The 23,555-nt window shown below is 43.9% G+C and carries 17 protein-coding genes, 1 tRNA gene and 2 pseudogenes; 16 read left to right on the forward strand and 4 right to left on the reverse strand.

Features of this window, described 5'->3' with window-relative positions; all coding sequences use genetic code 11:
- Position 1 precedes the first annotated feature (1 nt).
- The 6 genes and pseudogenes from B7360_RS12020 to B7360_RS12040 all read left to right on the forward strand — a co-directional run bounded on the left by B7360_RS12020 (position 2) and on the right by B7360_RS12040 (position 4,416).
- Positions 2 to 778, forward strand: coding sequence for a M48 family metallopeptidase (locus tag B7360_RS12020; RefSeq protein WP_085343585.1), 777 nt, complete (start codon positions 2 to 4; stop codon positions 776 to 778).
- A gap of 10 nt (positions 779 to 788) precedes the next feature.
- The gene (locus B7360_RS24990; RefSeq protein ID WP_162902636.1) at positions 789 to 962 is read left to right on the forward strand and encodes a hypothetical protein; all 174 of its coding nucleotides are present in this window, start codon (positions 789 to 791) and stop codon (positions 960 to 962) included.
- 436 nt (positions 963 to 1,398) lie between these two features.
- Positions 1,399 to 2,247, forward strand: a pseudogene (locus tag B7360_RS12025) (two pore domain potassium channel family protein); the annotation flags it as partial.
- A complete protein-coding gene (locus B7360_RS12030; RefSeq protein ID WP_005390766.1) occupies positions 2,247 to 2,663 on the forward strand; it encodes a DUF350 domain-containing protein in 417 nt (138 codons plus the stop codon). The pseudogene B7360_RS12025 and the gene B7360_RS12030, both read left to right, overlap by 1 nt.
- An 8-nt stretch (positions 2,664 to 2,671) precedes the next feature.
- The gene (locus tag B7360_RS12035) at positions 2,672 to 3,241 is read left to right on the forward strand and encodes a DUF1190 domain-containing protein (protein WP_085343586.1); all 570 of its coding nucleotides are present in this window, start codon (positions 2,672 to 2,674) and stop codon (positions 3,239 to 3,241) included.
- A gap of 8 nt (positions 3,242 to 3,249) precedes the next feature.
- A pseudogene (locus B7360_RS12040) lies at positions 3,250 to 4,416 on the forward strand (glutathionylspermidine synthase family protein).
- Positions 4,417 to 4,489: 73 nt separating this feature from the next.
- On the opposite strand, the gene B7360_RS12045 reads toward B7360_RS12040, so the two are convergent.
- Complete coding sequence (locus tag B7360_RS12045) at positions 4,490 to 5,101, reverse strand: YecA family protein (RefSeq protein WP_005390772.1); 612 nt, start codon at positions 5,099 to 5,101, stop codon at positions 4,490 to 4,492.
- 53 nt (positions 5,102 to 5,154) lie between these two features.
- Between B7360_RS12045 and B7360_RS12050 the strand changes: the two genes are divergently transcribed.
- The 7 genes from B7360_RS12050 to B7360_RS12080 all read left to right on the forward strand — a co-directional run bounded on the left by B7360_RS12050 (position 5,155) and on the right by B7360_RS12080 (position 16,186).
- A complete protein-coding gene (locus B7360_RS12050; RefSeq protein WP_085343587.1) occupies positions 5,155 to 7,575 on the forward strand; it encodes an ATP-binding protein in 2,421 nt (806 codons plus the stop codon).
- A gap of 519 nt (positions 7,576 to 8,094) precedes the next feature.
- Positions 8,095 to 8,544 carry an L-alanine exporter AlaE gene (locus B7360_RS12055; protein WP_047008566.1) on the forward strand — a complete coding sequence of 150 codons (450 nt, stop codon included), beginning with the start codon at positions 8,095 to 8,097 and terminating at the stop codon, positions 8,542 to 8,544.
- A 143-nt stretch (positions 8,545 to 8,687) separates the two neighbouring features.
- A tRNA-Ser gene (locus B7360_RS12060) sits at positions 8,688 to 8,775 on the forward strand.
- Between the two features lie 358 nt (positions 8,776 to 9,133).
- Positions 9,134 to 10,771, forward strand: a complete 1,638-nt coding sequence (locus tag B7360_RS12065) for a methyl-accepting chemotaxis protein (RefSeq protein WP_054867757.1) — start codon at positions 9,134 to 9,136, stop codon at positions 10,769 to 10,771.
- Between the two features lie 463 nt (positions 10,772 to 11,234).
- Complete coding sequence (locus B7360_RS12070) at positions 11,235 to 12,374, forward strand: efflux RND transporter periplasmic adaptor subunit (RefSeq protein WP_053807186.1); 1,140 nt, start codon at positions 11,235 to 11,237, stop codon at positions 12,372 to 12,374.
- A 2-nt stretch (positions 12,375 to 12,376) separates the two neighbouring features.
- Positions 12,377 to 15,538, forward strand: coding sequence for an efflux RND transporter permease subunit (locus B7360_RS12075; RefSeq protein WP_085343588.1), 3,162 nt, complete (start codon positions 12,377 to 12,379; stop codon positions 15,536 to 15,538).
- A 192-nt stretch (positions 15,539 to 15,730) separates the two neighbouring features.
- Positions 15,731 to 16,186: a MarR family winged helix-turn-helix transcriptional regulator gene (locus tag B7360_RS12080; protein WP_012841967.1), complete on the forward strand. Its 456-nt coding sequence runs from the start codon at positions 15,731 to 15,733 to the stop codon at positions 16,184 to 16,186.
- A 46-nt stretch (positions 16,187 to 16,232) separates the two neighbouring features.
- Here the strand turns inward: B7360_RS12080 and B7360_RS12085 are convergent, their stop codons facing one another.
- Positions 16,233 to 17,189 carry an AEC family transporter gene (locus tag B7360_RS12085; protein WP_085343589.1) on the reverse strand — a complete coding sequence of 319 codons (957 nt, stop codon included), beginning with the start codon at positions 17,187 to 17,189 and terminating at the stop codon, positions 16,233 to 16,235.
- A 600-nt stretch (positions 17,190 to 17,789) separates the two neighbouring features.
- On the opposite strand from B7360_RS12085, the gene trpS reads away from it, so the two are divergent.
- The gene (gene trpS / locus B7360_RS12090; RefSeq protein WP_085343590.1) at positions 17,790 to 18,812 is read left to right on the forward strand and encodes a tryptophan--tRNA ligase; all 1,023 of its coding nucleotides are present in this window, start codon (positions 17,790 to 17,792) and stop codon (positions 18,810 to 18,812) included.
- Between the two features lie 84 nt (positions 18,813 to 18,896).
- Here the strand turns inward: trpS and B7360_RS12095 are convergent, their stop codons facing one another.
- Together B7360_RS12095 and B7360_RS12100 are read right to left on the reverse strand one after the other, a co-directional pair.
- Positions 18,897 to 19,853 (reverse strand): ATP-dependent dsDNA exonuclease, encoded by a 957-nt coding sequence (locus B7360_RS12095; protein ID WP_085343591.1) that lies wholly within the window; start codon positions 19,851 to 19,853, stop codon positions 18,897 to 18,899.
- Complete coding sequence (locus tag B7360_RS12100) at positions 19,850 to 21,178, reverse strand: sphingomyelin phosphodiesterase (RefSeq protein ID WP_085343592.1); 1,329 nt, start codon at positions 21,176 to 21,178, stop codon at positions 19,850 to 19,852. Before B7360_RS12100 ends, B7360_RS12095 begins: the two co-directional genes overlap by 4 nt.
- Before the next feature lie 292 nt (positions 21,179 to 21,470).
- Here B7360_RS12100 and B7360_RS12105 point away from each other — a divergent pair, with 292 nt between their 5' ends.
- Both B7360_RS12105 and B7360_RS12110 read left to right on the forward strand, forming a co-directional pair.
- Entirely contained in the window at positions 21,471 to 21,737 is a 267-nt protein-coding gene (locus tag B7360_RS12105) for a hypothetical protein (RefSeq protein ID WP_012841963.1), read from the forward strand.
- A 155-nt stretch (positions 21,738 to 21,892) separates the two neighbouring features.
- Positions 21,893 to 23,521 carry a methyl-accepting chemotaxis protein gene (locus B7360_RS12110; RefSeq protein ID WP_005390805.1) on the forward strand — a complete coding sequence of 543 codons (1,629 nt, stop codon included), beginning with the start codon at positions 21,893 to 21,895 and terminating at the stop codon, positions 23,519 to 23,521.
- Positions 23,522 to 23,555: the final 34 nt, after the last annotated feature.

Raw genomic sequence — 23,555 nt, forward strand, 5'->3', positions numbered from 1 at the left:
CATGACATCGGTTAACCATAAAGAAGGCAATACCGAAGAATACAGCTTTATCTATGGCGATGAAGCTGTTATCTACGAGGTAATCCGCAAGGTATTTGCTGAAAGCAAGAAAAAGAAAATCACCATCCGAGTGCATCCAGATTGCCGAGTGGCTGTTACTGCGCCTCAAGATGCAGAGAAATCGGCAATCCATGAAGCGGTCATGCAACGCGCTCAATGGATTTGGAATGCACTGGTCGAGTTTCGAACTCACTTAGAATATGTGCAAACCAAACACTACGTGAGCGGCGAGATGCAATTCTATCTAGGCCGTCGCTATGTGTTAAAGGTGGTTGAAGACAGAGATGCCATTTCCAACGTGAAGATGGAACGAGGCAAGTTGTTAGTCACGCTCAACCGCTTTAATGAAGATAAGGCAAAGCTCGTCAAATCACTGGTGTCTGGTTGGTATGGCGTTCGTGCAGAACGGGTTTTCCACGAACGTTTGGCTGAACTTCTACCGCAAGCAACGTGGGTAGAGGGCATCCCATCATTTCGTATTATGCCAATGCAAAAACAATGGGGAAGCTGCTCTGCCAAAGGAACGTTGATGCTCAACCCTCATCTGATTAAAGCGCCTAAAGAGTGCATTGATTACGTGATCTTACATGAGCTTTGCCACATCGCGGAATACAACCATAGTGAACGCTTCTGGCGCTTATTAACCAGCGTGATGCCGAACTGGGAAGAAGTGAAGAGCCGTTTAGATGGGATGGCGGAGTTGTACTTGAATGAATAAGGATGACTGAATGAGATGTCCTACTTGTGAAAAACAAATTGGCTGGGATTGGCTCGAAGATGAGTGTATTGACCCCAATGAAGAATTTGAGTGCCCTCATTGTGGTGAAACTTTACGTTATGAGGTTGATGAAGGCACATATCTTGGTGCCCAACATATAACGATTGAAGTTGTGGATGATTAAAAGTGCGCTACTAACTATTCTGAGTATTAAGCAACCTACAAAGTGAATAGCTATTCATCTTCATTAGTGGCTTCTGTATTGGTTCGAGTAAAAAACTTCAGGGAATAGGTGCTTTACTCTAAGTAAAATTTGTCCAAAAGTGAGTTCGAACTTTGTTGTCACACTTTGTTGTCACACTAGCCATGTTGATTGAGTCTAAGTTTCATTCTTTATTGTCACATTTGGCCTCTGGTAGCTACGATAGAAACGAGTTTCAGAAGTAGAAAAGTTTCAAACTTTAATGTCCTCCAACACTTCCAGATCTCTGAAAAAACATACCAAATAGGCTCATGATTTGAATTTCTCTGAAAAATACGTCCTTGCCATATAATTTACTCTCAGGCTTTATTCCCGCTTGCATTTCAGGTTCACTCTTCAGAATTATACTTGATACTGCTTTGGTGATCATTCTCCAGTGACAGATTTGGGTAAATGGGTTGTTGTACTGTTTGTGATCCCAGGCGGCTTGAGCCTATTCGCTGCATTATTGGGACGTGTCGCTGGAGCAGCGATGGATTACTGGCGAGCGGGTATTTTAGGAAAACGGAGAGTAAGAGTGGAAAACCATATTGTATTGTTGGGTTGGAATGGATCGAGAACGATGCACCTTATTCGCATGTTACAACATGAAGAAGAGGGGAAGCGTCCGATTGTTTTATGCAGCCGTTCAGAAATAGAAAACCCGTTGCCAGGCGAGATCAGTTTTATCAAAGTGACCAGCTACACGGATTCACAAGAGATGAAAAACGCCAATATTGCTGAAGCAGCTTGCGTTATTGTTGATAACCTCTCGGACGATATCACGCTGTCAGCCGCGCTGTACTGTGCTTCTGTGAATCCTTCCGCACATTTGGTCGCTTACTTTAAAGATGAGGCGTTAGGCCGTCTTTTAAGTCAACACTGTCCTAAAGCGGAATGCATACCTGCAGTTGGCGCAGAAATGCTGGCAAAAGCGGCGGTAGATCCAGGCTCAAGTGCACTTCACCAAGAGCTATTAGCTTCAACACGGGGTATGACTCAATACTCGGTCATTTATCCTGAAAGGCTGCCAGTAACTACTGTTGAGAGTCTCTTCGTTTTTCTCAAAAGACGTCATCATGCCACGCTAATTGCTTTTGACATTGGCCATGGTATCCAACTCAACCCAGATTTAGATGCAGAAGTACCACCGAGTACCAAGCTGTTTTACATTGCAGATGAACGTATTGAAGATTTTGCATGGAAAGAAATGAACAAGGAACAATAATGCACATGATTGCTGACCTGTTAGCAGGTTTTCCCAATTTTTTACTCTATTTTTCTGTTTCTATTATTTTCGTTTTGGCGTTTAAGTTCATCTACGTCAAGCTTACGCCTTACGATGAATGGCACCTGATCAAAGAAAAGCAAAATACAGCGGCAGCGATTGCACTAAGTGGCGCATTTCTTGGTTATTGTATTGCGATTTCGGGGGCTGCAAAAAACTCAGTCAACATTGTCGATTTTATGGTGTGGGGCGTTGTTGCAATGCTGGCGCAGATCATTGCATTTGCGATTGTACGTTTTGTTTTACTTCCAAAAGTGACTGAGCGTATCGAAAAAGATGAGCTGCCTGCCGGTATTGTATTAGCGGCTGTTTCTATATCGGTCGGTGTATTAAATGCCGCTTGTATGACGTACTAGGAGGGACGATGAAGCGGAGTTCTAACGTTAAACGTTCTTCCATGGACAAAAGTTTAAAGCTTGGGAAAATTATTCCCTTTGCTGCTTTTGGCGGTATTTTCTTCTTTGCGACACAAGAATCGAAAACCGAAGGCTACATTTTTTCTGACGCTGATGAATGCAAATCAAACTCGCCAGAGTTCAGTGAGCAGTGTGACATTGCTTATCAAGAAGCTTTGGCTCGCGCCGAACGAAATGCCCCTCGCTACAACAATGAGTTCGAATGTGAAAATGATTTTTACGAAGACGATTGTTACTACAGTTCCAGTTCCCGAGCTTATGTGCCTCACTTTGGAGGCTTCTTTTACAGTCGAGCACTGAGCGGTTTGAAAGGTTACAACAAGAGCTATTACTCTGAACCAATGTATCGCTATAAATCCAAATTCTATAATGGTGCCGGACAATTTTTTGGTTCCTATCGTAATCAGCCGACGAAGGTTGCGACCAGTAACCTAAATAAACGTGGTGGCGGAACTATTGGTAGAGCAATGTCTCGAGGCGGGTTTGGTAAAACGGTATCGGTCAGCCGAGGCGGTTAATAAGCACTATGTTTCGACGAGAAATACAAGAACGAGAAAACTGGCGTGATTTAGCACGCCAGTTTGGTTTTGGCTTCCATTCCATGTATGACCAACCGTATTGGGATGAGAGTGCTTACTATCAATTCACGCTTGAGCAAATAGAGAACGATATTGAAGCGCCCACTGAAGAGCTGCATCAGATGTGTCTGGCTATTGTGGATGAAGTAGTTCGGAGTGAGAGGTTGCTGACGCAATGTGCGATCCCTGAATTTATGTGGGAGCAGGTTGCTTCTTCGTGGCACCGAAATGAACCCTCACTCTATTCGCGTCTGGATTTTGCATACAACGGAACTTCGCCAGCTAAGTTACTGGAGAACAATGCGGATACGCCGACCAGCCTGTTTGAAACGGGTTTTTGACAGTGGGTGTGGTTAGAGGATGTTGTAAATAAAGGTCTAATTCACCAGAGCGCGGATCAATTCAACATTCTTCAAGACTTTTTGATTGAGCGTTTTTCCGAGATAGCCAAATATCAACCCGGGCAAACCCTTCACTTTAGCTGCTGCAAATACACTGAAGAAGATAAAGGGACTGTCCAGTATTTAGAAGATTGCGCGCGCGAAGCTGGGTTAGCGACGGCGTTTGTTTATGTCGAAGATATTGGTGCGACGGAAGATGGTCAGTTCGTGGATGCAGATGACAGAGCGATTCGTTGGATGTTCAAGCTTTATCCGTGGGAGTTTATGTTTGAAGAGGAATATGCGAAATACTTAGCGACCGCGAAAGTGAATTGGTTAGAACCCATGTGGAAGTCGATTCTATCCAACAAAGCACTTTTACCGTTATTGTGGGAGCGCTTTCCGAATCATCCTAATCTTTTACCTGCCTATTTTGCTAACAATTCAAAAGCGAACGGTTTGAAAGACTATGTAATCAAACCACTATTCTCTCGAGAAGGCGCAAATATTGAGATCGTCAAAGGTGGGAAACGCATACTCAAAACGGCAGGGCCTTATGAATCTAAATTCAATATCGTCCAGCAGTATCGTCCGTTACCCAAGTTTGGGCAAAGCCATACGTTAATTGGCAGTTGGCTAGTCAACGATAGAGCCGCTGGGATTTCGATTCGGGAAGACACTAGCTTAGTCACGCAAGATATGGCGCGATATATTCCACATGTGATTTTAACATGATCAAAAAAGCTCTCCATCCAGAGAGCTTTTGTCTATTCAGCGGTTCAATCTTGATGGTCGACAGCGTTGTGTCTTATTGTTCTTCAGCTAATGCAACACCGCGCTGAGTAAGACCACATAGCATCACTGGCATGGCATTGAAGATCTCTTCAAACTGTTCTAAGCCTTCCATGCCTTGTTCTGCCAACGTTTCAATGGTCGTTTCTGGATCGTAAAGCATCGTAAGAGAAAGCAAAACACCGCCGAGCAGAGCATTATCTTCGCTGTCCTCTGGCATTAGCGTTTCCCAGTCATCACGAGCAAGTTGCCAACCTTGTAATACACCTTCACAGAAATCACGGGTCTGGCTTGTTACGATATCTTGTTCATCTAACGCGCATCCCTCAGGCCACTGCCAAGATCCTTCTAGGAGAGCAGGACGAGTTTGGTTCCACATTTGTACAATCTCATCAATGTATTGCTCTAATTGCTCACCGTCAGTAAATGGCGCCGTTTCTTCACCACCCCACAAGAATGGCAACCACTCTTGAGGCATTAATACGTTTGGCGCAGCAGCCATCGCTGTTACAAAGCCTTGAGTTTTTGCTAGGTTTAGTAGTTTACCGTCAAGTTCTGGGAGAGAAAGGATGTCTTGTAGTTTCAAAATAGAATACCATTTGTTAATGGGCTGGTTGATTGCGCTCATCTTACCAATCAATTTGTGATAAATCGATATTAGGGAATGATTCACAGACATCCATGGAAATTCGCTCATCACTTAGAAAAAAAAGCATTCTCGCCCTGACACTGTACCTGTGTTTCTTTATCGCAACGATTGGTTCTGTTGCCTATTTGGTTGTCGAGCCTCCGGTTAGGCAAAAGCTAGAGCAAAACCTAGAGTTACGCACCCAACTCCTTGCTCTAGAGATTAAAGAGCCTCTCCTTAGCTCTACCGGTGTATTGAGTAGCCTTGCAGGACTCGCCCAGGGGACTGAAAATATTCAATCTCTCAACACAACAATTCCGCATATTCTCCAATTGAGTGATGAGATGCTCGTCAGTGGTGGCGTATGGCCTAAACCAGAACTCAAAGCTGAACAATGGCGATATAAAAGCCTATTCTTCAATAAAAACAGTGATGGCGGTATTGACCAAATTCACTCCTACAATAATCCTGAATCTGGCGGTTATGACAATGAACCATGGTATAAGGCAGCAGCTGACGCGCCAGTTGGTTCTGTGAGTTGGTCTACGGTTTATATCGACACTTTTACTCAGGTTCAGATGATTACTGCGTCTTCCCCATATTATCAAAACGGTCAATTCGCTGGCGTTGTAACGGTAGACTTATCACTTGATGCACTTTTTCAGTTTATTCGAGAGCACACTAACCAGCATTCTTTAGGTGTGGTGGTTCGCGATGCTGACTCGAACGTGATTATTGAGCACAACTTCCAACTAACAGACGAAATTTATGTCAGTGAGCTTGATTTTGGAGAGTTCGATTGGCGCATGGAAGTTGTCAACGCGAAAGCTAAAGTAGCCGATCAAGTGTTTGAACAAGTCATGAGTGTTGAGGGGAGGATCATTCCATTCTTACTCTTGTGTGTACTGGTCGGGTATTACTTGCTGAATCGTTACATTGTCGAACCGATTGTCCGTATTGCCGCTAAGATTGATGACTCGAAAACTGGCGGGATCATAGACATTGATTACGATAGCGAAGATGAAATTGGACAGCTCATCGAGAAGTTCAATGAAAAAACCATCTATCTAGAGCAAGAGAGAATAAAAGCCCAGGCTTCGACGAACGCTAAAACGGCATTTTTAGCCACATTATCCCATGAGATTCGTACGCCAATGAACGGTGTATTAGGAACCGCTCAGATATTGTTAAAAACACCACTCACCGATGATCAACGTAAGCACCTGAGAACACTTTATGACTCAGGTGATCATATGATGACGTTACTTAATGAGATTTTAGATTACTCAAAAATTGAGCAAGGGCATGTTGAATTCGAAAATACGCCTTTCCCAATTGAGTCGATCATCGGCAGCATAAAAAGTGTTTATCAAACACTATGTGCAGAAAAAGGCCTTCGTTTTAGAGTCGTGTCTCATTTACCAACAGGGCGCTGGTACAACAATGACAAAGCCCGTCTGCGCCAAGTATTGTTTAACCTACTAAACAACGCTGTCAAGTTCACCGACCGAGGCATCGTAGAGGTAGAGCTGACCGAGAAATCGAGCAAGGCAGGTACCAAGCTTATTCTCGCGGTGAAAGATACGGGTATCGGTATTTCTCAAGAAGCGCAAAAACGCATTTTCCGTCCTTTTGAACAAGCGGAGTCCTCGACGACTAGGCGGTTTGGTGGTACAGGGCTTGGTTTGGCGATAGTAAAAGAAATTGCCGAGCATATGGGAGGGCATGTGATTGTGCAGAGTCAAGAGAATGTCGGGACAACCTTTACCGTCGAGATCGCGCTTACGCCTTGTGAGCCTGGGAAAGTGGAAGCAGTCAATGCACATAAGCTGAATTGCAAAGGTTTGAAAGCGCTCATTGTCGAAGACAACCGAACAAATGCAATCATTATGGAAACTTTCCTAAGAGCCAAAGGCTTTGAGTGCACAAGTGTTGAAAATGGTCAGCTTGCCGTCGATGAGGTGGCCGTTCAGTCATTTGATTTGATATTAATGGACAATCATATGCCTGTTCTTGATGGTGTTGGGGCGATATCAGCCATTCGAGCGATGAGTTCGCCTGTAAAGTCGGTACTGATCTTTGGCTGCACAGCGGATGTATTCAAAGAAACACAAGAGCGCATGATAAATGTAGGAGCCGACCACATAATTGCGAAACCAATTGTGGAGTCTGAATTAAATGATGCGTTGTATCTCCATGCAGCACGTTTATACCAATACCAGTCGGACTTTGGTGATAATACAACGGATATCCTTGATGCGGAAAAGTGGCTACTAAACTTCTATGTTGCTCTAGATAATGGTCATCTCAACGAAGCGCTAGAGGCTATTTCAGCGATTATTGCTCAAGTCACCCCTGATGCTAATAAAGACGTTTCTTTAGTTGCCGAGCGAATAAGGCGTAACTTAAAGCGTCAGCAGTCTCCAAACCAAGATGATATCGACACATTAACGCTCTTGCTCGCATCATCATAGCTTAATCCATATAGCGCGATTCAACGCAATCATGAATTGTCTTTACTCTTCATACCTAACCTTAGCTGAATCGTCTGTTTTTTCCTTACTTTCAATGAGCTTAGCGCTGCTGTTGGATTCTGTCATAAGAGAAACGGTGCGGCTCTCAGTTGCGCTCACATCGGGAATACTCTGAATTTTTACAACTCAGTAGCATAAGTTATTAGAATGATCGTTTATTCCCCGAACTTTATCCTAACCCTCCATCCAAACAATCACTTATCCCACTTTTTGTGTAAGTTAAATCCGTATTTTTCTACCATTTTTACGTCATTTTAAGCGTGTTTAGTTGTTAGTGGTGAAAAAAACTACTTTCATTTTAAAAAAATGGTTATAAATTTACAACTTGATTTCAAATACAGTGCCATACGCTGCTTTTTGTGTGATTTAATTGTCTTATTAACTGGTCATGTATTTGTTTGATGGTTGATAGTTTTATTTTGTTTATTTTTGGTAGTATTTAATTTTAGGGGTTAGTTAATGAAGTCTCGTGGACCATTTTGTATTCGTCACGCCGCAGCGGATACCTTTGCTATGGTTGTTTTTTGCTTTATCACAGGGATGATTGTCGAGATTTTGATTTCAGGGATGACGTTTGAGCAATCTTTAGCATCACGTACACTATCTATTCCAGTGAATATTGCTATTGCTTGGCCGTATGGCGTTTTTCGTGATTGGGTACTACGTCAGGGTAACAAGGTATCGCCGTCTTCATTTATGAAAAACGTATCTGATCTGGTCGCTTATGTGCTTTTTCAGTCTCCAGTTTATGCGGGAATTTTATTCGCAGTTGGTGCGTCTACAGACCAAATAGTGACCGCGGTGACAAGTAACGCCATTATTTCTTGCGGTATGGGTGTGTTGTATGGGTACTTCTTGGACATGTGCCGCCGTTGGTTCCGTGTTCCCGGTTATTCTCAAGGCATCTAAATGCCCCAGTTTTGCTCAATTTAGTTACTTAGTGAGCAATCGAGTGGAAAAGGGCGCTTTTTTTTATGTTTAGCCTTGACCATCAGGCACATAATCATTAAATTAGCGCCTCGTTAGCCAATGATGCTAACAAAAATTGATTCGGTGAGTTGTCCGAGTGGCTGAAGGAGCACGCCTGGAAAGTGTGTATACGGCAACGTATCGAGAGTTCGAATCTCTCACTCACCGCCACATTTGAGCCCTAGCAGAAATGCTGGGGCTTTTTCGTATTACGCGACAAGTTCAATCCCAGAGCTGTATATCGTATTGGTTCTCAATTACTCATTGAGTCGGCAAGCCCTTCAAAAAGCCTCCTTTTTATTCATCTTTTGTTACACATTTTCCGTACAGGTAGTGCGTTTTTATTCGCATGTTGTGATGAGCGTTCCTTATTAAATTTTCCATAAAATCAATTAATTGTTGAAATTAGAACGCTTGTCAAAAAGTCATCAGATATCATGTTTAATAGAGTCTTTTACCTAATGGGATACTCTATTTGTTTGATATAATTTCTGGCAGTTTGTATACCATAATTAAAGAGAGTCTATTCATGTTCCAGAACTTAACGATCAAGCAGAAGATAGTGATTCCGCTGTCACTGATTATTGGATTGTTTATTGTGAGCTCTGTATTAAACGTTATGACAAGTTGGAAACAATCTGAGTTGAGTGAAACACTTAACGAACAGATAGTGCCTAACTTATTAACGATTGAGGATGCTTACCGCGATCTTTACCAAGCGACATCTGCAATCCAAGGTGTTGCTCTTTCTGATACTCAAACCGATATTGACCACCACATCGGTGAATACAAAGACAACGCATACAAAGCGCTGCCACGTATGGAGAAAATGATTGAGCTATCGCAAGCTGGCGTGATGTCTTCTTCACACGGTAATGAAGTGAGAAAGCTTGTCTCCCTAGGTGAAAAATGGTTGGCGAGTTATGAAGCGATGTTGCGTTTACCTCAATCACAATGGCTTGGTTACTACAACGAACACAAACACACCTTTGAAAATCAGTTTATCGAGGTAAGAGCGCAACTTAATGTTGTGAAAGATGCGATAGAAGAAAAACAAAGCCTATTGAAAGATGAAATCTCAGCAGCCGCAACAAGAGCTCAGGTAATTCTTGAAGCGGGCATTGTGATTGTTATTCTGGCCGCTATTGCGATGGCGTTTTTGTTGTTGCAAACCGTCGTGAAGCCTATCAACGATATCAAAAATGCGATGACAGAAATTGCTTCTGGTGAAGGTGATTTAAGCCAGCGAATCGATGTGAAAACACAAGACGAAATTGGCAATTTAGCGAATGCGTTTAATCAGTTTGTGTCTAAAATCCAAGCGACAGTTTCTCAAGTAATTGAAAGTTCGAATACCTTGCGTAATGAGATGGAAAATCTTAGCTCGTTGACCACGACCATCGCGAACTCGACCGTTTCACAGCAAAAAGACAGCGAGGCGGTAGCAGCGGCAGTGCATGAGATGCAAGTCACCAGCAGAAATGTCAGCGATAGCGCCAACGAAGCTGCGGTTGCAAGCCAGACTGCGAATGATGAACTTACCAATACCAATGTTATTTTGGATCAAACCGTTAGCTCAATTCGTAGCCTCGCAAGTGAAATCGAAAGTGCAAGCCACGTCATTAACACATTGGATCATGATGTGAGTAACATTGCTTCTGTATTGGATGTCATTCGTGGTATCGCAGAGCAAACGAACTTATTGGCGCTTAACGCAGCGATTGAAGCAGCTCGTGCAGGAGAGCAAGGGCGAGGCTTTGCTGTTGTAGCCGATGAGGTTCGCTCGTTAGCCAGTCGTACACAACAGAGCACGGGTGAAATCCAAACCATGATTGAAAAGCTACAATCTGGTGCGGGACAAGCCGTAGAAGTGATGCGCGGTAGCCAAAATAGCAGTGATGAAACAATTCAATCGGCAGGGAGAGCGAGTCAATCCCTTTCTGAAATCTTAAACGCGATTTCACGTATGAACGAGATGAACACACACATTGCAACGGCTGCAAGCCAGCAAAGTACGGTAAGTGACGAAGTAAATAGCAACGTACAAGGCATTGCAGATAGCAGTACATCTATTGTGGAAATCGTCAACCAAGCGCAAGCATCTTTAGCCATGTTATCAGAGCAAACCCAGCGCTTAGATCATCAGGTTAGTCAGTTCAAAGTATAAGCTTGAGAACTGCAGTCTCACTGACGAAATAACCCGCTTCTGAGCGGGTTATTTTTTAGATAAGGGTCGAACCTGACTTGTGAAGGCTCGACTATATTTACATCCTTCTTTTACTTAACTTTGTATACCAGAGGTGCAAATAATCCTAGACAGCGGTGACAAACTCTGCACAGCGTGATGATGCTTTTATCATCACTTTTGCTGCTTTTTAACCATTGCAATTGCTCACAGGAAAGTGTGATTTCCAACCCAAAATCTTCAAATTTGAGAACTTCATTACACCTTTACCATAAACGTTTTTCGTAAGCGTATAGAACTGTAAATTTTGTTGTATGTACAACACTGGGTAATTATCATCCTAATTAATTTGTTCTGGATATACATCCGTTAGTCATCATTAAGTCATTCTAGAAGTTTTTAGCAAGGAATCTTGAAGGCTTGTAGGTAAAAGAGAGAAAAATTCATGAGACGTAAAACCACGCTATCTCTGCTGATTGCGTCGAGCCTTTTTGTGGTTGGATGTCAACCTAGCGAAGAAGGATCGAGCCAAGGTAGTGGTCCTGCGCCCGCAACCGAAGTTGAAGTGTTAACGGTGGAACCAACTCGCCAAGCGTTAACTGTCGAGTTGCCAGGTCGTAGCCGTGCATTCAAAGAAGCTGAAGTTCGTCCGCAAGTTACAGGCATTATTTCAGAGCGAAATTTTGTTGAAGGGGGCCTTGTTGAACAAGGACAGTCCCTATATCAAATTGATGATTCATCATTTCAAGCGGATTTGCTGAGCGCTGAAGCGGAATTAATCCGAGCTCAAGCAGCGGCAGAATCGACCCATGCCACAGTGAAGCGTTACAGAACCTTGATCACCAAAAAGTCCATCAGCCAACAAGATTTGGATGAAGCAGAAGCAGCATACAAGGAAGCGCAAGCACAGGTCCTAGTCGCAAAAGCGAAGATCAATACGGCAAAAATCAATTTAGATTACACGCAAGTGAAAGCTCCGATTAGCGGTGTGATCGGTAAATCGAGTGTGACGGCGGGTGCGTTGGTTACGGCTAACCAAGCAGCCAAATTAGCGACCATTCAGCAGCTTGATCCTATCAACGTTGATATTGTGCAATCATCCGCGCAACTGCTGCGTTTAAAAGCGGCTCTTTCCCAAGGTCATATGCAAGAAGATGACTCTGCGCAAGTTACATTGATGCTTGAAGATGGCAGCACGTACGAACATAAAGGCACGATGAAATTTACCGAGGTCAATGTGAACGAAAGTACGGGTAGCGTGACGCTTCGTGCTGAATTCCCAAACCCTGACGGTTTGTTACTACCAGGAATGTTTGTTCGTGCGACGGTTATTACTGGTGTTGACCCTGACGCGATTCTGATACCACAAAATACCGTTTCTCGTGATGCGACAGGCAAAGCAACAGTGATGATGGTGAATGGTGAGAACAAAGTGGAAGCGAGACCAGTGAAGACAGCTGAAGCGATCAATAATCAATGGCGTATTATTGATGGTTTAAACGCGGGCGATAAAGTCATTACTGCTGGGTTACAAAAGGTAGGTCCAGGCAGCCCTGTAACTATCCAAAACGGTGAGCAGGAGTAATCATGGCACGATTTTTTATCGATCGTCCGGTATTTGCTTGGGTTCTCGCGATTCTAACGATGTTGGCGGGGGTAATGTCATTATTCAATTTACCCGTCTCGCAATACCCAACGATTTCACCGACAACGATCACCATCAGTGCACGTTATCCAGGTGCATCAGCGAAAACCGTTGAAGACTCGGTAACGCAGGTTATCGAGCAAAATATGACGGGATTAGATTATCTTCGCTACCTATCATCGAGCAGTGATGCATTCGGTAATGCGACAATTACCCTGACGTTTGATAGCGAAGCTGATCCTGATATCGCGCAAGTACAGGTGCAGAACAAACTGCAATTGGCATTGACATCATTGCCGATGGAAGTACAAAACCAAGGTATCGTCGTGAATAAATCCAATACGGCGTTTCTCATGGTGGTGGCAGTTTATTCTGAAGATCCTGACTTTACAGAAAACGATATCGGTGACTTTGTTGTAACGAATATTCAAGACCCGATAAGTCGTGTAACTGGCGTAGGACAAGTACAGGCGTTTGGTGCGCAGTATGCGATGCGAGTTTGGCTGGATCCATTTAAGCTTACGCAGTTCAACTTGACCGCAATCGATGTAGCAAATGCTATCAGTGAACAGAACGCGCAAGTTTCTTCAGGTCAACTTGGTGCAGCACCTGCGCAGGAAGGTCAGCTGTTGAATGCAACGATTTCGTCTGCAAGTCGTTTGAGCAGTGTGGAAGAGTTCCAAAACATCATTCTTAAGTCTGATGCCAGTGGTTCGAATGTTTATTTGAAAGATGTAGCTCGTGTTGAACGTGGTGCAGAAAGTTACGATATTCGAGGCCAATATAATGGCTTCCCAGCATCGGGGTTAGGTATTTCATTAGGTACTGGCGCAAACGCGCTTGAGACAGCTAATGCGGTGAAAGAGCGTTTAGAACAACTGAGTGCTACGTTCCCAGAAGGGTTGCAGATTGCTTACCCATTTGAAACGACGCCATTCGTCAAAGCCTCGATTCAAGAAGTGGTTAAAACGCTATTAGAAGCCATTCTTCTTGTGTTCTTAATCATGTACCTGTTCTTGCAGAACTTCCGTGCGACGATCATTCCAACGATCGCAGTGCCTGTCGTACTGCTCGGCACCTTCGCTATTTTGTACGCGACTGGATTTAGCGTAAACACGTTAACCATGTTCGCGATGGTTCTGGCTATCGGTTTGCTGGTGGACGATGCCATCGTTGTGGTGGAAAACGTCGAGCGTGTGATGCATGAGGATGGGTTAGAGCCCAAAGAAGCGACCAAAAAATCGATGGGGCAGATCACTGGTGCTCTGATTGGTGTAGGTCTGACGCTTTCTGCGGTATTCGTCCCTATGGCGTTTATGTCTGGTTCTACAGGGGTTATTTACCGTCAGTTCTCGATAACGATTGTGGCGGCGATGACACTTTCAGTTTTGGTGGCGATAATTCTGACTCCAGCATTATGTGCAACATTACTGAAAAAAGGCGATGCTGAGCTTCTAGAAAAGAAAGGCTTCTTTGGCTGGTTTAACCGCAAGTTTGATGCGATGACAGCTGGCTATGAAACCGGCGTTGCTAAACTCCTAAAGCGCACAGGTCGTATGTTGGTTGTATTCTTGGCAATGAGTGCAGGTGCGGGCTGGCTGTTTATGAACCTTCCGACGTCATTCTTGCCGGATGAAGACCAAGGCACGGTATTCTCAATGGCCATTTTGCCGCCTAACTCAACGCAAGAGCAGACGGAAAAAACACTTGAGAAAATGCGCGACTTTTACCTTGTGGATGAGAAAGACAACGTGAAATCCGTCTTCTCCGTTGCGGGCTTTAGTTTTGCAGGCCAAGGCCAAAACATGGGGATGGCATTTATCGGTCTGAAAGATTGGTCAGAGCGTGAAGCGCCGGGTGCTGATGCAGCTTCCATTACGGGTCGAGCGATGGGGTACTTCTCAACCATCAAAGAAGCACTGGTGTTTGCATTTGCCCCTCCTGCGATTCAAGAATTGGGTAACTCGACAGGCTTTGATTTCTATCTTCAAGATTCGTTGAACAAAGGTCACGACGCATTAGTCGCTGCGCAAGGTCAACTGCTTGGCATGGCTGCACAAAACCCGAAACTTGTCGGTGTTCGTCCGAACGGTCAAGCAGATGCGCCAATGTACAAAGTGAACATTGACCACGTTAAACTGCGTGCTCTGGATGTTAGCATTAATGACGTCAACCAAATCCTGTCAGCGGCATGGGGCGGAGCGTACATTAACGACTATATTGATCGCGGTCGAGTGAAAAAAGTCATGATGCAAAGTGATGCGGAATACCGTATGCAGCCAAAAGACTTCGATTCGTGGTATGTGCGTAACTCAAAAGGTGAGATGGTGCCTTTCTCTGCCTTTGCGAGCGGAGAGTGGACGTATGGTTCACCTCTTTTGCAGCGTTTTGATGGTTTGCCAGCGATGAATATCCAAGGCGGCGCAGCTCCTGGCGTCAGTACTGGTGAAGCCATGGCAGAAATTGAAGCAATGGTAGAAAAATTACCAGAAGGCTTTACGGTGAACTGGAATGGTATTTCGTATGAAGAGCGCCTTTCCGGAAACCAAGCGCCAATGTTATATACGCTGTCTATCCTCGTCGTATTCTTAGTTCTCGCCGCTTTGTATGAAAGTTGGTCAGTACCTTTCGCCGTGGTGTTAGTTGTGCCTCTTGGTGTGCTTGGTGCTGTGCTCGCGGTAATGACGCGAAGTATGGACAACGATGTATTCTTCCAGGTGAGCTTATTAACGACGGTCGGCTTGGCAACTAAAAACGCCATTCTGATTGTTGAGTTTGCGAAAGATTACTACGAGAAAGGCGCTGGCCTTATCGAAGCTACCCTGCATGCCGTTCGTGTTCGTCTGCGCCCTATTATTATGACATCGCTTGCCTTTGGTCTAGGTGTAGTACCGCTTGCTATCAGCTCTGGCGTGGGCTCAGCAGGTCAAAATGCGGTAGGTACTGGTGTACTTGGTGGCATGATCAGTGCGACGATCTTAGGTATATTCTTTGTGCCAATCTTCTTTGTGGTGGTTGAGCGATTGTTTGATCGACGTGCGAGAAAAGAATCGGAGGCAGAGTTGTCTGAGACTAATCCTAAACCGGCTCAGCAAAGCGAGTAAGACTTGGTTGCTGTAACTAAGTTATACTGGTGATAATAAACACGATAAAAGGGCGCTTCGGCGCTCTTTATTTTATGTTTTCACTTGGTGGTTACCGTCTTTGACGCAAACTTGAAGGGGGAGCGTTTTGCCTTATGCAGAATCTGCTTACTCCTTCCGACCGAATGAAAGCCTAAAGAAGAACAAACGACGATGAAAGATCAGAAAATCTCCCCAATTTCCGTTTTGGATCAAAGCCCTATGTTTGTCTGCGGTGTGATGCAGCGAATGTATCGCAACCGTGCTCAAGCTGAGCTCTCTCGGCAAAATTTAATGACACTCGAGATGGCAAGTGCACTGGCCGCTTTGGAAGAGTTTCAACCCATGAGTCAGCAAGCGCTGGCTGACGCGGTTCGAACTGAGCGAAGTGTAGCAAAGCGAATGGTGGATAATTTGGAAAAGCGAGGGTTTGTTCAAGTTTCTAAAAGTAAATCGAATCAGCGTCTCAAAATGCTAAGTATGACAAAAGAGGGGGCAAATGCTTTAAAGCAAGTGCATCAAATCATGACGAATTTACAGAAAGAATTTTTTGCTTGTTTGTCTGAATCAGAAGCGAGTGAGTTTTTTCGTCTGGTAAGAAAACTCACTTTTGCGAATCACGACCAGTAGCTTATCTTAATGCTATCTAGCGCGCCTTTACTTTATCGCTGGTCAATTATATTAAGTCGTAAAACTTAAGAAATAGAATGCCCAACGTACACGTGACGGTAGAAAGTACCGTAGTGAGTGCGATGATATTTGCGGCTAATGTGGCATTGCCTCCCATCGAACGTGCCATGACATAACTGGCCGCTGCCACTGGGGAAGCGTTCATAAAGAAAAGAATACCTAACTCAATTCCTCGAAAACCTACTAAGTAAGCACCAATAGTGATCATTACGGGTGCCACGATGAGCTTGTAACTGCTTGCAAACCAAGATGGACCTTTCTCTTTTCTCATCAAGCTAAAATCGAGTGAGCCGCCCGTACACAACAGCGCTAAAGGTAATGTCATTTTGGACAAGTAGTCCCCTGCATCAATAACAACATTCGGTACTGGAATAGAGAGCAAATAGAAAGCCATCCCTAGGACGATTGAGATTATAAGTGGATTCCTCGTCAGTGTTCGGCCCATCATTTTTGCGGCTTGTGGGACAGAAGTTGCGCCTTTGGGAGATAAGCAAATTACCGCTTGGACGTTGTAAATAAACGTGGTGACCGCGACATAAAGCGCTGCTAACGCCACACCTTGAGAACCATACGCATTGGCAACGTAAGCGATGCCAATAATCCCTGTGTTTGCTCGAAACCCACCCTGGATAAGAACACCTTGGTCAGGCGATGCTTTGAACAGAAGCTTGACCGACAGGTAGGTGAAAATGAAAAACGAAATGCTAGCGATGACGCCGAAATTGACAAAGCCACTCGCCGCGGAAAAATCGTGTTCTGAAGCCACAATACTGACAAATAACATCGCAGGTAGCGTAACTTGAAACACCAGTTTAGAGCCCACTTCAATAAAATTATCGTTGATCAGCCCTATGCGTTTGAACATCACGCCAAGTATTAACATTAAGCAGATAGGGCCGGTTATCGACAAAGAGAATTGCAACTGATGTAGAACAGCTTCCATGTAAGTACCCGCAGCAAAAGAAAAATATTCCTGCTGTCTATTAAGCCATAAACTCTGGGAGACAGGACAGAAAAGTGATGAAATTTTCCTCTTTTGTTGTTTCCAGAACCATTTGCATTCCAAGTTATGGACGAGGTCCCAGTTTAACAAAGCTGTACTGGTTCTATGCGCGATATGTTGGTTTACTACTTGCCGTGATGCATCCACATGCGTATTAAATAAAAGGGTTGGTCATTGTGGTTATGGATAGGAGTTCATCGATGAAAAGGAAACACAACAAAACCGTACTTTGTGCATTTGTCTCAGGTTCGGTGTTTGGTGCAGCTTTAGTCATTGCGATGTCTTTACCAATGTAATCGTTTCTGTAGGCTCTTTGAATACTTACGCTAATTCAATACAAAAACAGATTGAGTTCAGCTTGATGTACTGTTAGTTTGAAAACATGAAAATACACGTTAGCCCTTCATCAACAACCTTCTTTTGGTGGCGCTCTAAATAGAGCGGCACGGAATACTCACATTCTTAAGCTGCTGGATGGTAGCTAAGAGTGTTTTATCTTTTTATCTCCAGTAGCGATCTATTAAATACTTGGAGATAAATATGAACACCATTCAAAGTACATCACAGCGTGAAATTATCCTGACCGGCGATCGAGCGACAGGTCCGTTACACCTCGGACACTATGTCGGTTCATTGCAACAACGAGTCAAATTGCAAACGGAGCATGAGCAAACGATCTTGGTCGCGGACATGCAAGGTTTGACGGATAACGCCCACAATCCATCAAAAGTATCCTCCAATATTCTCAATGTCGTTGCGGATTATTTGGCCGTTGGTATCGACCCCACACAAACCACGATCACGTTGCAATCTCAAATACCAGCGTTAGCAGAGTTAACGATGTATTACAGCAATCTTGTCTCTATTACGCGTTTAGAGCGTAATCCCACGGTTAAAAATGAGATACAGAGTAAAGGCTTTGAACGCTCTATTCCTGCTGGCTTTTTAACGTATCCAATTTCTCAAGCTGCCGATATTACGGGGTTTCACGCGACGTTGGTTCCGGTAGGTGATGACCAACTGCCGATGTTGGAGCAAACTAATGAAATCGTAAGAAAAATAAACTACCTGGGTGGAAAAGAGGTTCTTAGAGAATGCCGTCCATTACTTAGTGATGCACCTCGTTTGCCGAGTACTGATGGTAAAAATAAGATGTCTAAAAGCATGGGGAACGCAATCAACTTAGGGGCCTCCGAAAAGGAGATTTCCGCGGCAGTGAAATCTATGTATACCGATCCTAATCATCTGAAAATTGAGGACCCTGGCCAAGTCGAAGGGAATATTGTATTCATCTACCTCGATGCCTTTCACCCTGATAAAGATTACGTCGAACAGCTAAAAGACCATTATCGACGAGGTGGGTTAGGTGATGGTTTGACCAAGAAAGTGTTAGAAGAATGCTTACAAGAGATGCTTCGCCCTATTCGAGAAAAGCGCGCTATGTATTTGAATGATAAAGCGCAGCTGATTGATATTTTAAAACAAGGTAGTGAGCGTTCTCGCGAGAAAACCGAAAAAGTGCTATTTGATGTGAAAGATGTATTTGGTTTAAATTTGTTCTGAATTAAAAGTAGAGAGTTGAACATAAGGCACGACGGCTGGTTAGCAACGTGCCTTTTTAAGTTCCCAGTCAGTCAAAGCGCATTGTTAAGAAGAAAAAAATTCACGACGAAAATCCGCTACTTCTTGTTGGTAATAGCTTTGCCATTCCGGTTCTGACAAATTCGAATGGCTTGTGGTTCTTTCTTTTCTGAGTCTGGACTCAAGTTGTTGCAATGCTTGTTGGTAATCTCTGACTTGCTCTTTTTGCTCAGCAATTTGTTGCTGACGATCGTGAATCTCTTCGCTTTCGTCCTTCGTTAAGTAAGTTTTTTGCAGCTCTGCGATGATGGTTTGGCGATCTGGAAAGCTCATGCTATTGGGTATCAGGGCGACTGCACGCTCATATTTTGCTTGGTCGTTTGTAAGCCCGATAGCCTCTGCATTTTCTTGCCAGTCTATGATGAGTTGCTCGAAAGCTTGCAAAAAGCTTTCTGGACTTTGCGTGTTGAGCTGTTGGGCCTCTAAATTGAAATCGTATAGGGCGAACTCATCCGCGAAAATAACATCAGCCAACTCGCCCCAAATGCCTCTTGCCTCGGCTTTAAGTTGTGCAATACGTGAGGCTAGTGGTTGTTGCTCATCAAACAACAAATTACCCACACTTTCTTGCCATTGACTGTTGAGTTGATGGTAGCTCGCCAAAAGTTGAAATCGTGCTGAAGATAAATAAGGCTCGAGCAAGGCTAACTGTTCCTCACAGTCGCGGTTCGACATGCACTCATGCCAAAATGATTCAAGCTCTGCGACGAGTTCTCTCCCTTTGAGCAGAGTTAGTCTCTCAGTCGTTATTTGAGTCGCAGAAGGGAGCTCTGCGGTCTGTGGTGAAGCATCTGCACTGGGAGCGATATTGCTTGTTTTTAGTGATGTACTGGGGACGTTCTTATTTTTTGTCTTTGGAGCAGAAGCGGACACGGCTGCTTCTTGCTGCCCATCTTGACTGAAAGTTAAAAATATCATGCCCGCCATAATGGCGGACATGATTATCAACGCGATTTTCTTCATGGCTTGATTGTTGCGCTAACTGGGAAATGGTCAGAAAGGTTGTAGTGTTTCCATAAACTTTCTGAAGTTGTACGCGGCACGTCCACACGGTTGTCATTGAATGATTTCACACCGTATTCGCTACTCACCATGACATAGTCAAGGTATTCCACGTTTTCGCCGCCTGATAACGCTTCACCTGCGAAGTTATTGATACGGGGATCAAAGGTTGACTCCGTGTATCCAGAATACTGAGGCTCTATGGCGCTTAAGTTAGCGATCATTTGTTGGTAGTCACCAGGGAACTTTCTTTTGTTTACGTTAAAGTCGCCGCTGTATACCACAGTTTCGCTTGAAGGAATGTTGAGAGATTTAGCGAGTGCGCGGATTTGTTTGAACTGGCGCTGACGATACTCGCGAGCGGTGTCTGTATCGAAAGATGCGGTATGGGTAGCAAACACATGGTAAGCCTGACCACCTTTAATAATTTCCGCATAATTCACGCCTTTGTCGGCAAAGCAGTCTGTGCCAGAGCAGTCGGGGAAGACATATTGCGCTTCATTCACGATAGGATAGCGACTGACAATGATCACCCCACCATCATGAATATTAACGCCTTCTTTATCTAACATCTTAGTTTGGTACGGATATTCCTTAGCTAACTCACGTAGGAATGCTTCACGACCGCTTGCAAACACTTCTTGCAGCGCTAATACATCATAACCTTTGACGTATTGAGGAATCAGTTCGTAACGATCACCGATGTGCGATGCAATAGCCGTAAGAGCCCAGATGTTGTATGTCATCAACTTAAGGTTTTGTTCTTCGTTATCGACAGATTCATTTACTTTGCTTGGTGTGATGGTGTAATAAAGATCGTCGTATCGAGCGGTACTGTCTGACTTAAATGCCAGTTCGGTTTCTCGGATGCCAAAAGCGTTAGTGTTGGCACGATGAATATTACGATCATCTTTAAGAGATAAATCGACATCGGCCGCCGATAAGCCATATTCAATGGTTGAATTATACCAATGACCTTCCATGACCTGATTGAGTGTTATGCTTTCACCTTTAGGGCTAGAAACCACAGTTTCAAAACGGTAAGTTTGGTTTGATTTCACGCCTTCCCAACGATTGAAGCTCAATACAGGTTTGGTTTCCCACGGACCAAGTACTTGCACATGTTGCTGCCACTCTTCTCCGTATTGAAGTAAATCACTGCCTTCGTGCTTTACTTGAATAGTTAAAGGCTGATCAGAGTTATTGGTTAGATAAACATCTGTATCTGCAATGCTTGGCAATGCCACCAAGCCACTTAATAAAAGACCCCACTGCGATAATTTCATCTTATTTTTCCATCATTTGAACTAGAGCAATCATTCTTGTTTATAAATATTACTTGCACGTTAAATATGGATGACATCGAAGCCAGTACTGAAAATTGTTATCAGAATGTGATCTTTATTCAATGGTGGGGAGCCGGGGTAGAGAGTTAATGGCTGCTTAAGCGGCTGTAAATAATAGCGATGGTTAACGAATCGTACTCACTGCAATCAAGTTGTCATCTTCGCTCTATAAGTTGTGCGGCGTCATTCATCCAGCCACATGGCTAGAACTTAAATTGATAGATGGAGCACTATGGCTAGAGCAGTAAATCCAATCGATGAAACCATCATTAAATTACTACAAGACCAAGGTTTGATTAGAAGCGAAGCAGAAGCTCGTTTAAAGAAAGAGGTATACCGCTTACAGCCTAATGAGATTGAAAAAGTCAAAAATTATGCCCAGCACTTTGGCATCAACGCTAAAGAAAAACTCATCGATGAGATCTTAGAGTTGCGCCGGGAAGCGCTCATAAAAAAATGCAGACACAATACGGAGCATGCGAGCCTATCTCTAAAATAGTACGTGATAAAAATATCAATTACTGGTCAAGATTTGATCTCTCAGGCCGATGTATATAAGAGCGCTCAATGATATCGAGCGCAAAAAACAGTGTGTTTTAGAGGTTAAGCTTTCACTTAAGTGAGAGGTTTGGAAAGGCTGCAGGGAGAAAGTGCATGCGTATTAAAGACTTAAGTGTCGTAAAGAAAATATCGGTTAGTTATTTAACCGTTTTTGCCGTGTTTGGTTTAGTGTCAGTAATGTTGGTGCAAGGTTTGTTAACACTGAATAAAGACATCTCAGTGCTAACAGATAAAAGCTTACCTTCTGTTGCGATTTTGAAAGGTATCCAAGTTGATATTACTAAAGTGCGCAAAGATGAGTTCTCTTTATTGCCAAACGCAAATCACCCCAAAATTGGTGAGTGGTTAAAAGGCCTCGACCAATGGCGTTCTGATGTGCAGGCTGGTATTGCAGAATACGAAAAGCTCGACCTTAATCAGCGTGAAACACAGTCTTTTAACGTTTTTAAAGAAACTTGGAATCAATACATCAAGGAAACGAAGACTTACAACGCACTGCTAAGCCAAGGTGATGCTGAAAGTGCAAATGATGTGATTTTATCGAGTTTCGATACCTACTCAAAAGCGTTGAGCAGCTTGGATGATACCCTCGCGTTGAACGATGAGTTGGTGAATTTGATTGGCGAAGAAGTACAAAATGAAGCGGCATTTACACAATACAGCGCTGCTGTTGGGGCGCTTGTCGTCGCATTGGTCATGGTAATGTCTGCCATGTTGCTTTCTCGAGTCATTTGCGGGCCTGTTGATCGAGCATTGGAATTCGCTTCTAAAATCGCCAAGGGTCAATTGAATAATCAAATCGACGAAAGTGAATTGAGCAAAGACGAGTTAGGAACGTTGCTCAAAGAGCTTGTCGGTATGCAAACAAACTTACATTCGCTGGTTTCTGAGATTAATGACTCAACGATTCAGCTAACGGCAGCAGTAGAGGAAGTGAGTGCTATTTCTTCTCAGACCGCTTCTGGTATGCAAAATCAACAAATTGAACTTAGCTCGGTGGCTTCTGCGATGACAGAAATGCAAGCTGCTGTAAGTGAAGTGGCACAAAATACCGAAGTTGGCGCGACCTCCGCTTACTCGGCAACGGAAGTGGCAAAGCAAGGAACGGCGACGTTACAACAAACTATCGCAGTAATTGAGCGTGTATCACATACGATCCAAGAGTCAGATGAACTGGCACGTGAGCTTGAATCTAGCTCAAACAATATCAATGTGGTCGTAGATGTGATCCGAGGGATTGCGGAGCAAACAAACTTGTTAGCACTGAACGCCGCAATTGAAGCCGCTCGGGCTGGTGAACAAGGACGTGGGTTTGCTGTTGTGGCAGATGAGGTTCGTTCTCTGGCGCAACGCACTCAAGACTCCACTTCACAAATTGTGGAAATTGTTAATCAACTACAAGAGAGCAGCAGCAAAATAGGGCATTCAAGCCGTGATTGTCAGGAGGGGATTTCTCAGTGTGTTGAGCAAGTCAATGACGCTGATAGCCAGATAAAAGAAATTGAACATTCTGTCGATAACATAGCGCAAATGAGCACACAAATCGCAACGGCGTGCAGCGAGCAGAATTCTGTATCCGAAGAACTGAATCGAAGTGTGGAGCATATTAATAGTGCTTCAACAGAGATGGCTGAGGGAGCTTCGCAAACGGCTGTAGCTTGCCAGCAGATCAGTAGCCTAGCGCACAACTTGAAAACTCGAATGGGTTCATTCCAGCTCTAGTTGTTGTGTTTCAGCTTTATTCCTAACCTCATTG

It is taken from the genome of Vibrio sp. ArtGut-C1 (genome assembly GCF_002105475.1).
Classification (GTDB): domain Bacteria; phylum Pseudomonadota; class Gammaproteobacteria; order Enterobacterales; family Vibrionaceae; genus Vibrio; species Vibrio diabolicus.

Coding starts and splice junctions, on each gene's coding strand:
- B7360_RS12020 (WP_085343585.1), top strand. CDS start 2: ATGACATCGGTTAACCATAAAGAAGGCAATACCGAAGAATACAGCTTT.
- B7360_RS24990 (WP_162902636.1), top strand. CDS start 789: ATGAGATGTCCTACTTGTGAAAAACAAATTGGCTGGGATTGGCTCGAA.
- B7360_RS12030 (WP_005390766.1), top strand. CDS start 2,247: ATGCACATGATTGCTGACCTGTTAGCAGGTTTTCCCAATTTTTTACTC.
- B7360_RS12035 (WP_085343586.1), top strand. CDS start 2,672: ATGAAGCGGAGTTCTAACGTTAAACGTTCTTCCATGGACAAAAGTTTA.
- B7360_RS12045 (WP_005390772.1), bottom strand. CDS start 5,101: ATGAGCGCAATCAACCAGCCCATTAACAAATGGTATTCTATTTTGAAA.
- B7360_RS12050 (WP_085343587.1), top strand. CDS start 5,155: ATGGAAATTCGCTCATCACTTAGAAAAAAAAGCATTCTCGCCCTGACA.
- B7360_RS12055 (WP_047008566.1), top strand. CDS start 8,095: ATGAAGTCTCGTGGACCATTTTGTATTCGTCACGCCGCAGCGGATACC.
- B7360_RS12065 (WP_054867757.1), top strand. CDS start 9,134: ATGTTCCAGAACTTAACGATCAAGCAGAAGATAGTGATTCCGCTGTCA.
- B7360_RS12070 (WP_053807186.1), top strand. CDS start 11,235: ATGAGACGTAAAACCACGCTATCTCTGCTGATTGCGTCGAGCCTTTTT.
- B7360_RS12075 (WP_085343588.1), top strand. CDS start 12,377: ATGGCACGATTTTTTATCGATCGTCCGGTATTTGCTTGGGTTCTCGCG.
- B7360_RS12080 (WP_012841967.1), top strand. CDS start 15,731: ATGAAAGATCAGAAAATCTCCCCAATTTCCGTTTTGGATCAAAGCCCT.
- B7360_RS12085 (WP_085343589.1), bottom strand. CDS start 17,189: ATGGAAGCTGTTCTACATCAGTTGCAATTCTCTTTGTCGATAACCGGC.
- trpS (WP_085343590.1), top strand. CDS start 17,790: ATGAACACCATTCAAAGTACATCACAGCGTGAAATTATCCTGACCGGC.
- B7360_RS12095 (WP_085343591.1), bottom strand. CDS start 19,853: ATGAAGAAAATCGCGTTGATAATCATGTCCGCCATTATGGCGGGCATG.
- B7360_RS12100 (WP_085343592.1), bottom strand. CDS start 21,178: ATGAAATTATCGCAGTGGGGTCTTTTATTAAGTGGCTTGGTGGCATTG.
- B7360_RS12105 (WP_012841963.1), top strand. CDS start 21,471: ATGGCTAGAGCAGTAAATCCAATCGATGAAACCATCATTAAATTACTA.
- B7360_RS12110 (WP_005390805.1), top strand. CDS start 21,893: ATGCGTATTAAAGACTTAAGTGTCGTAAAGAAAATATCGGTTAGTTAT.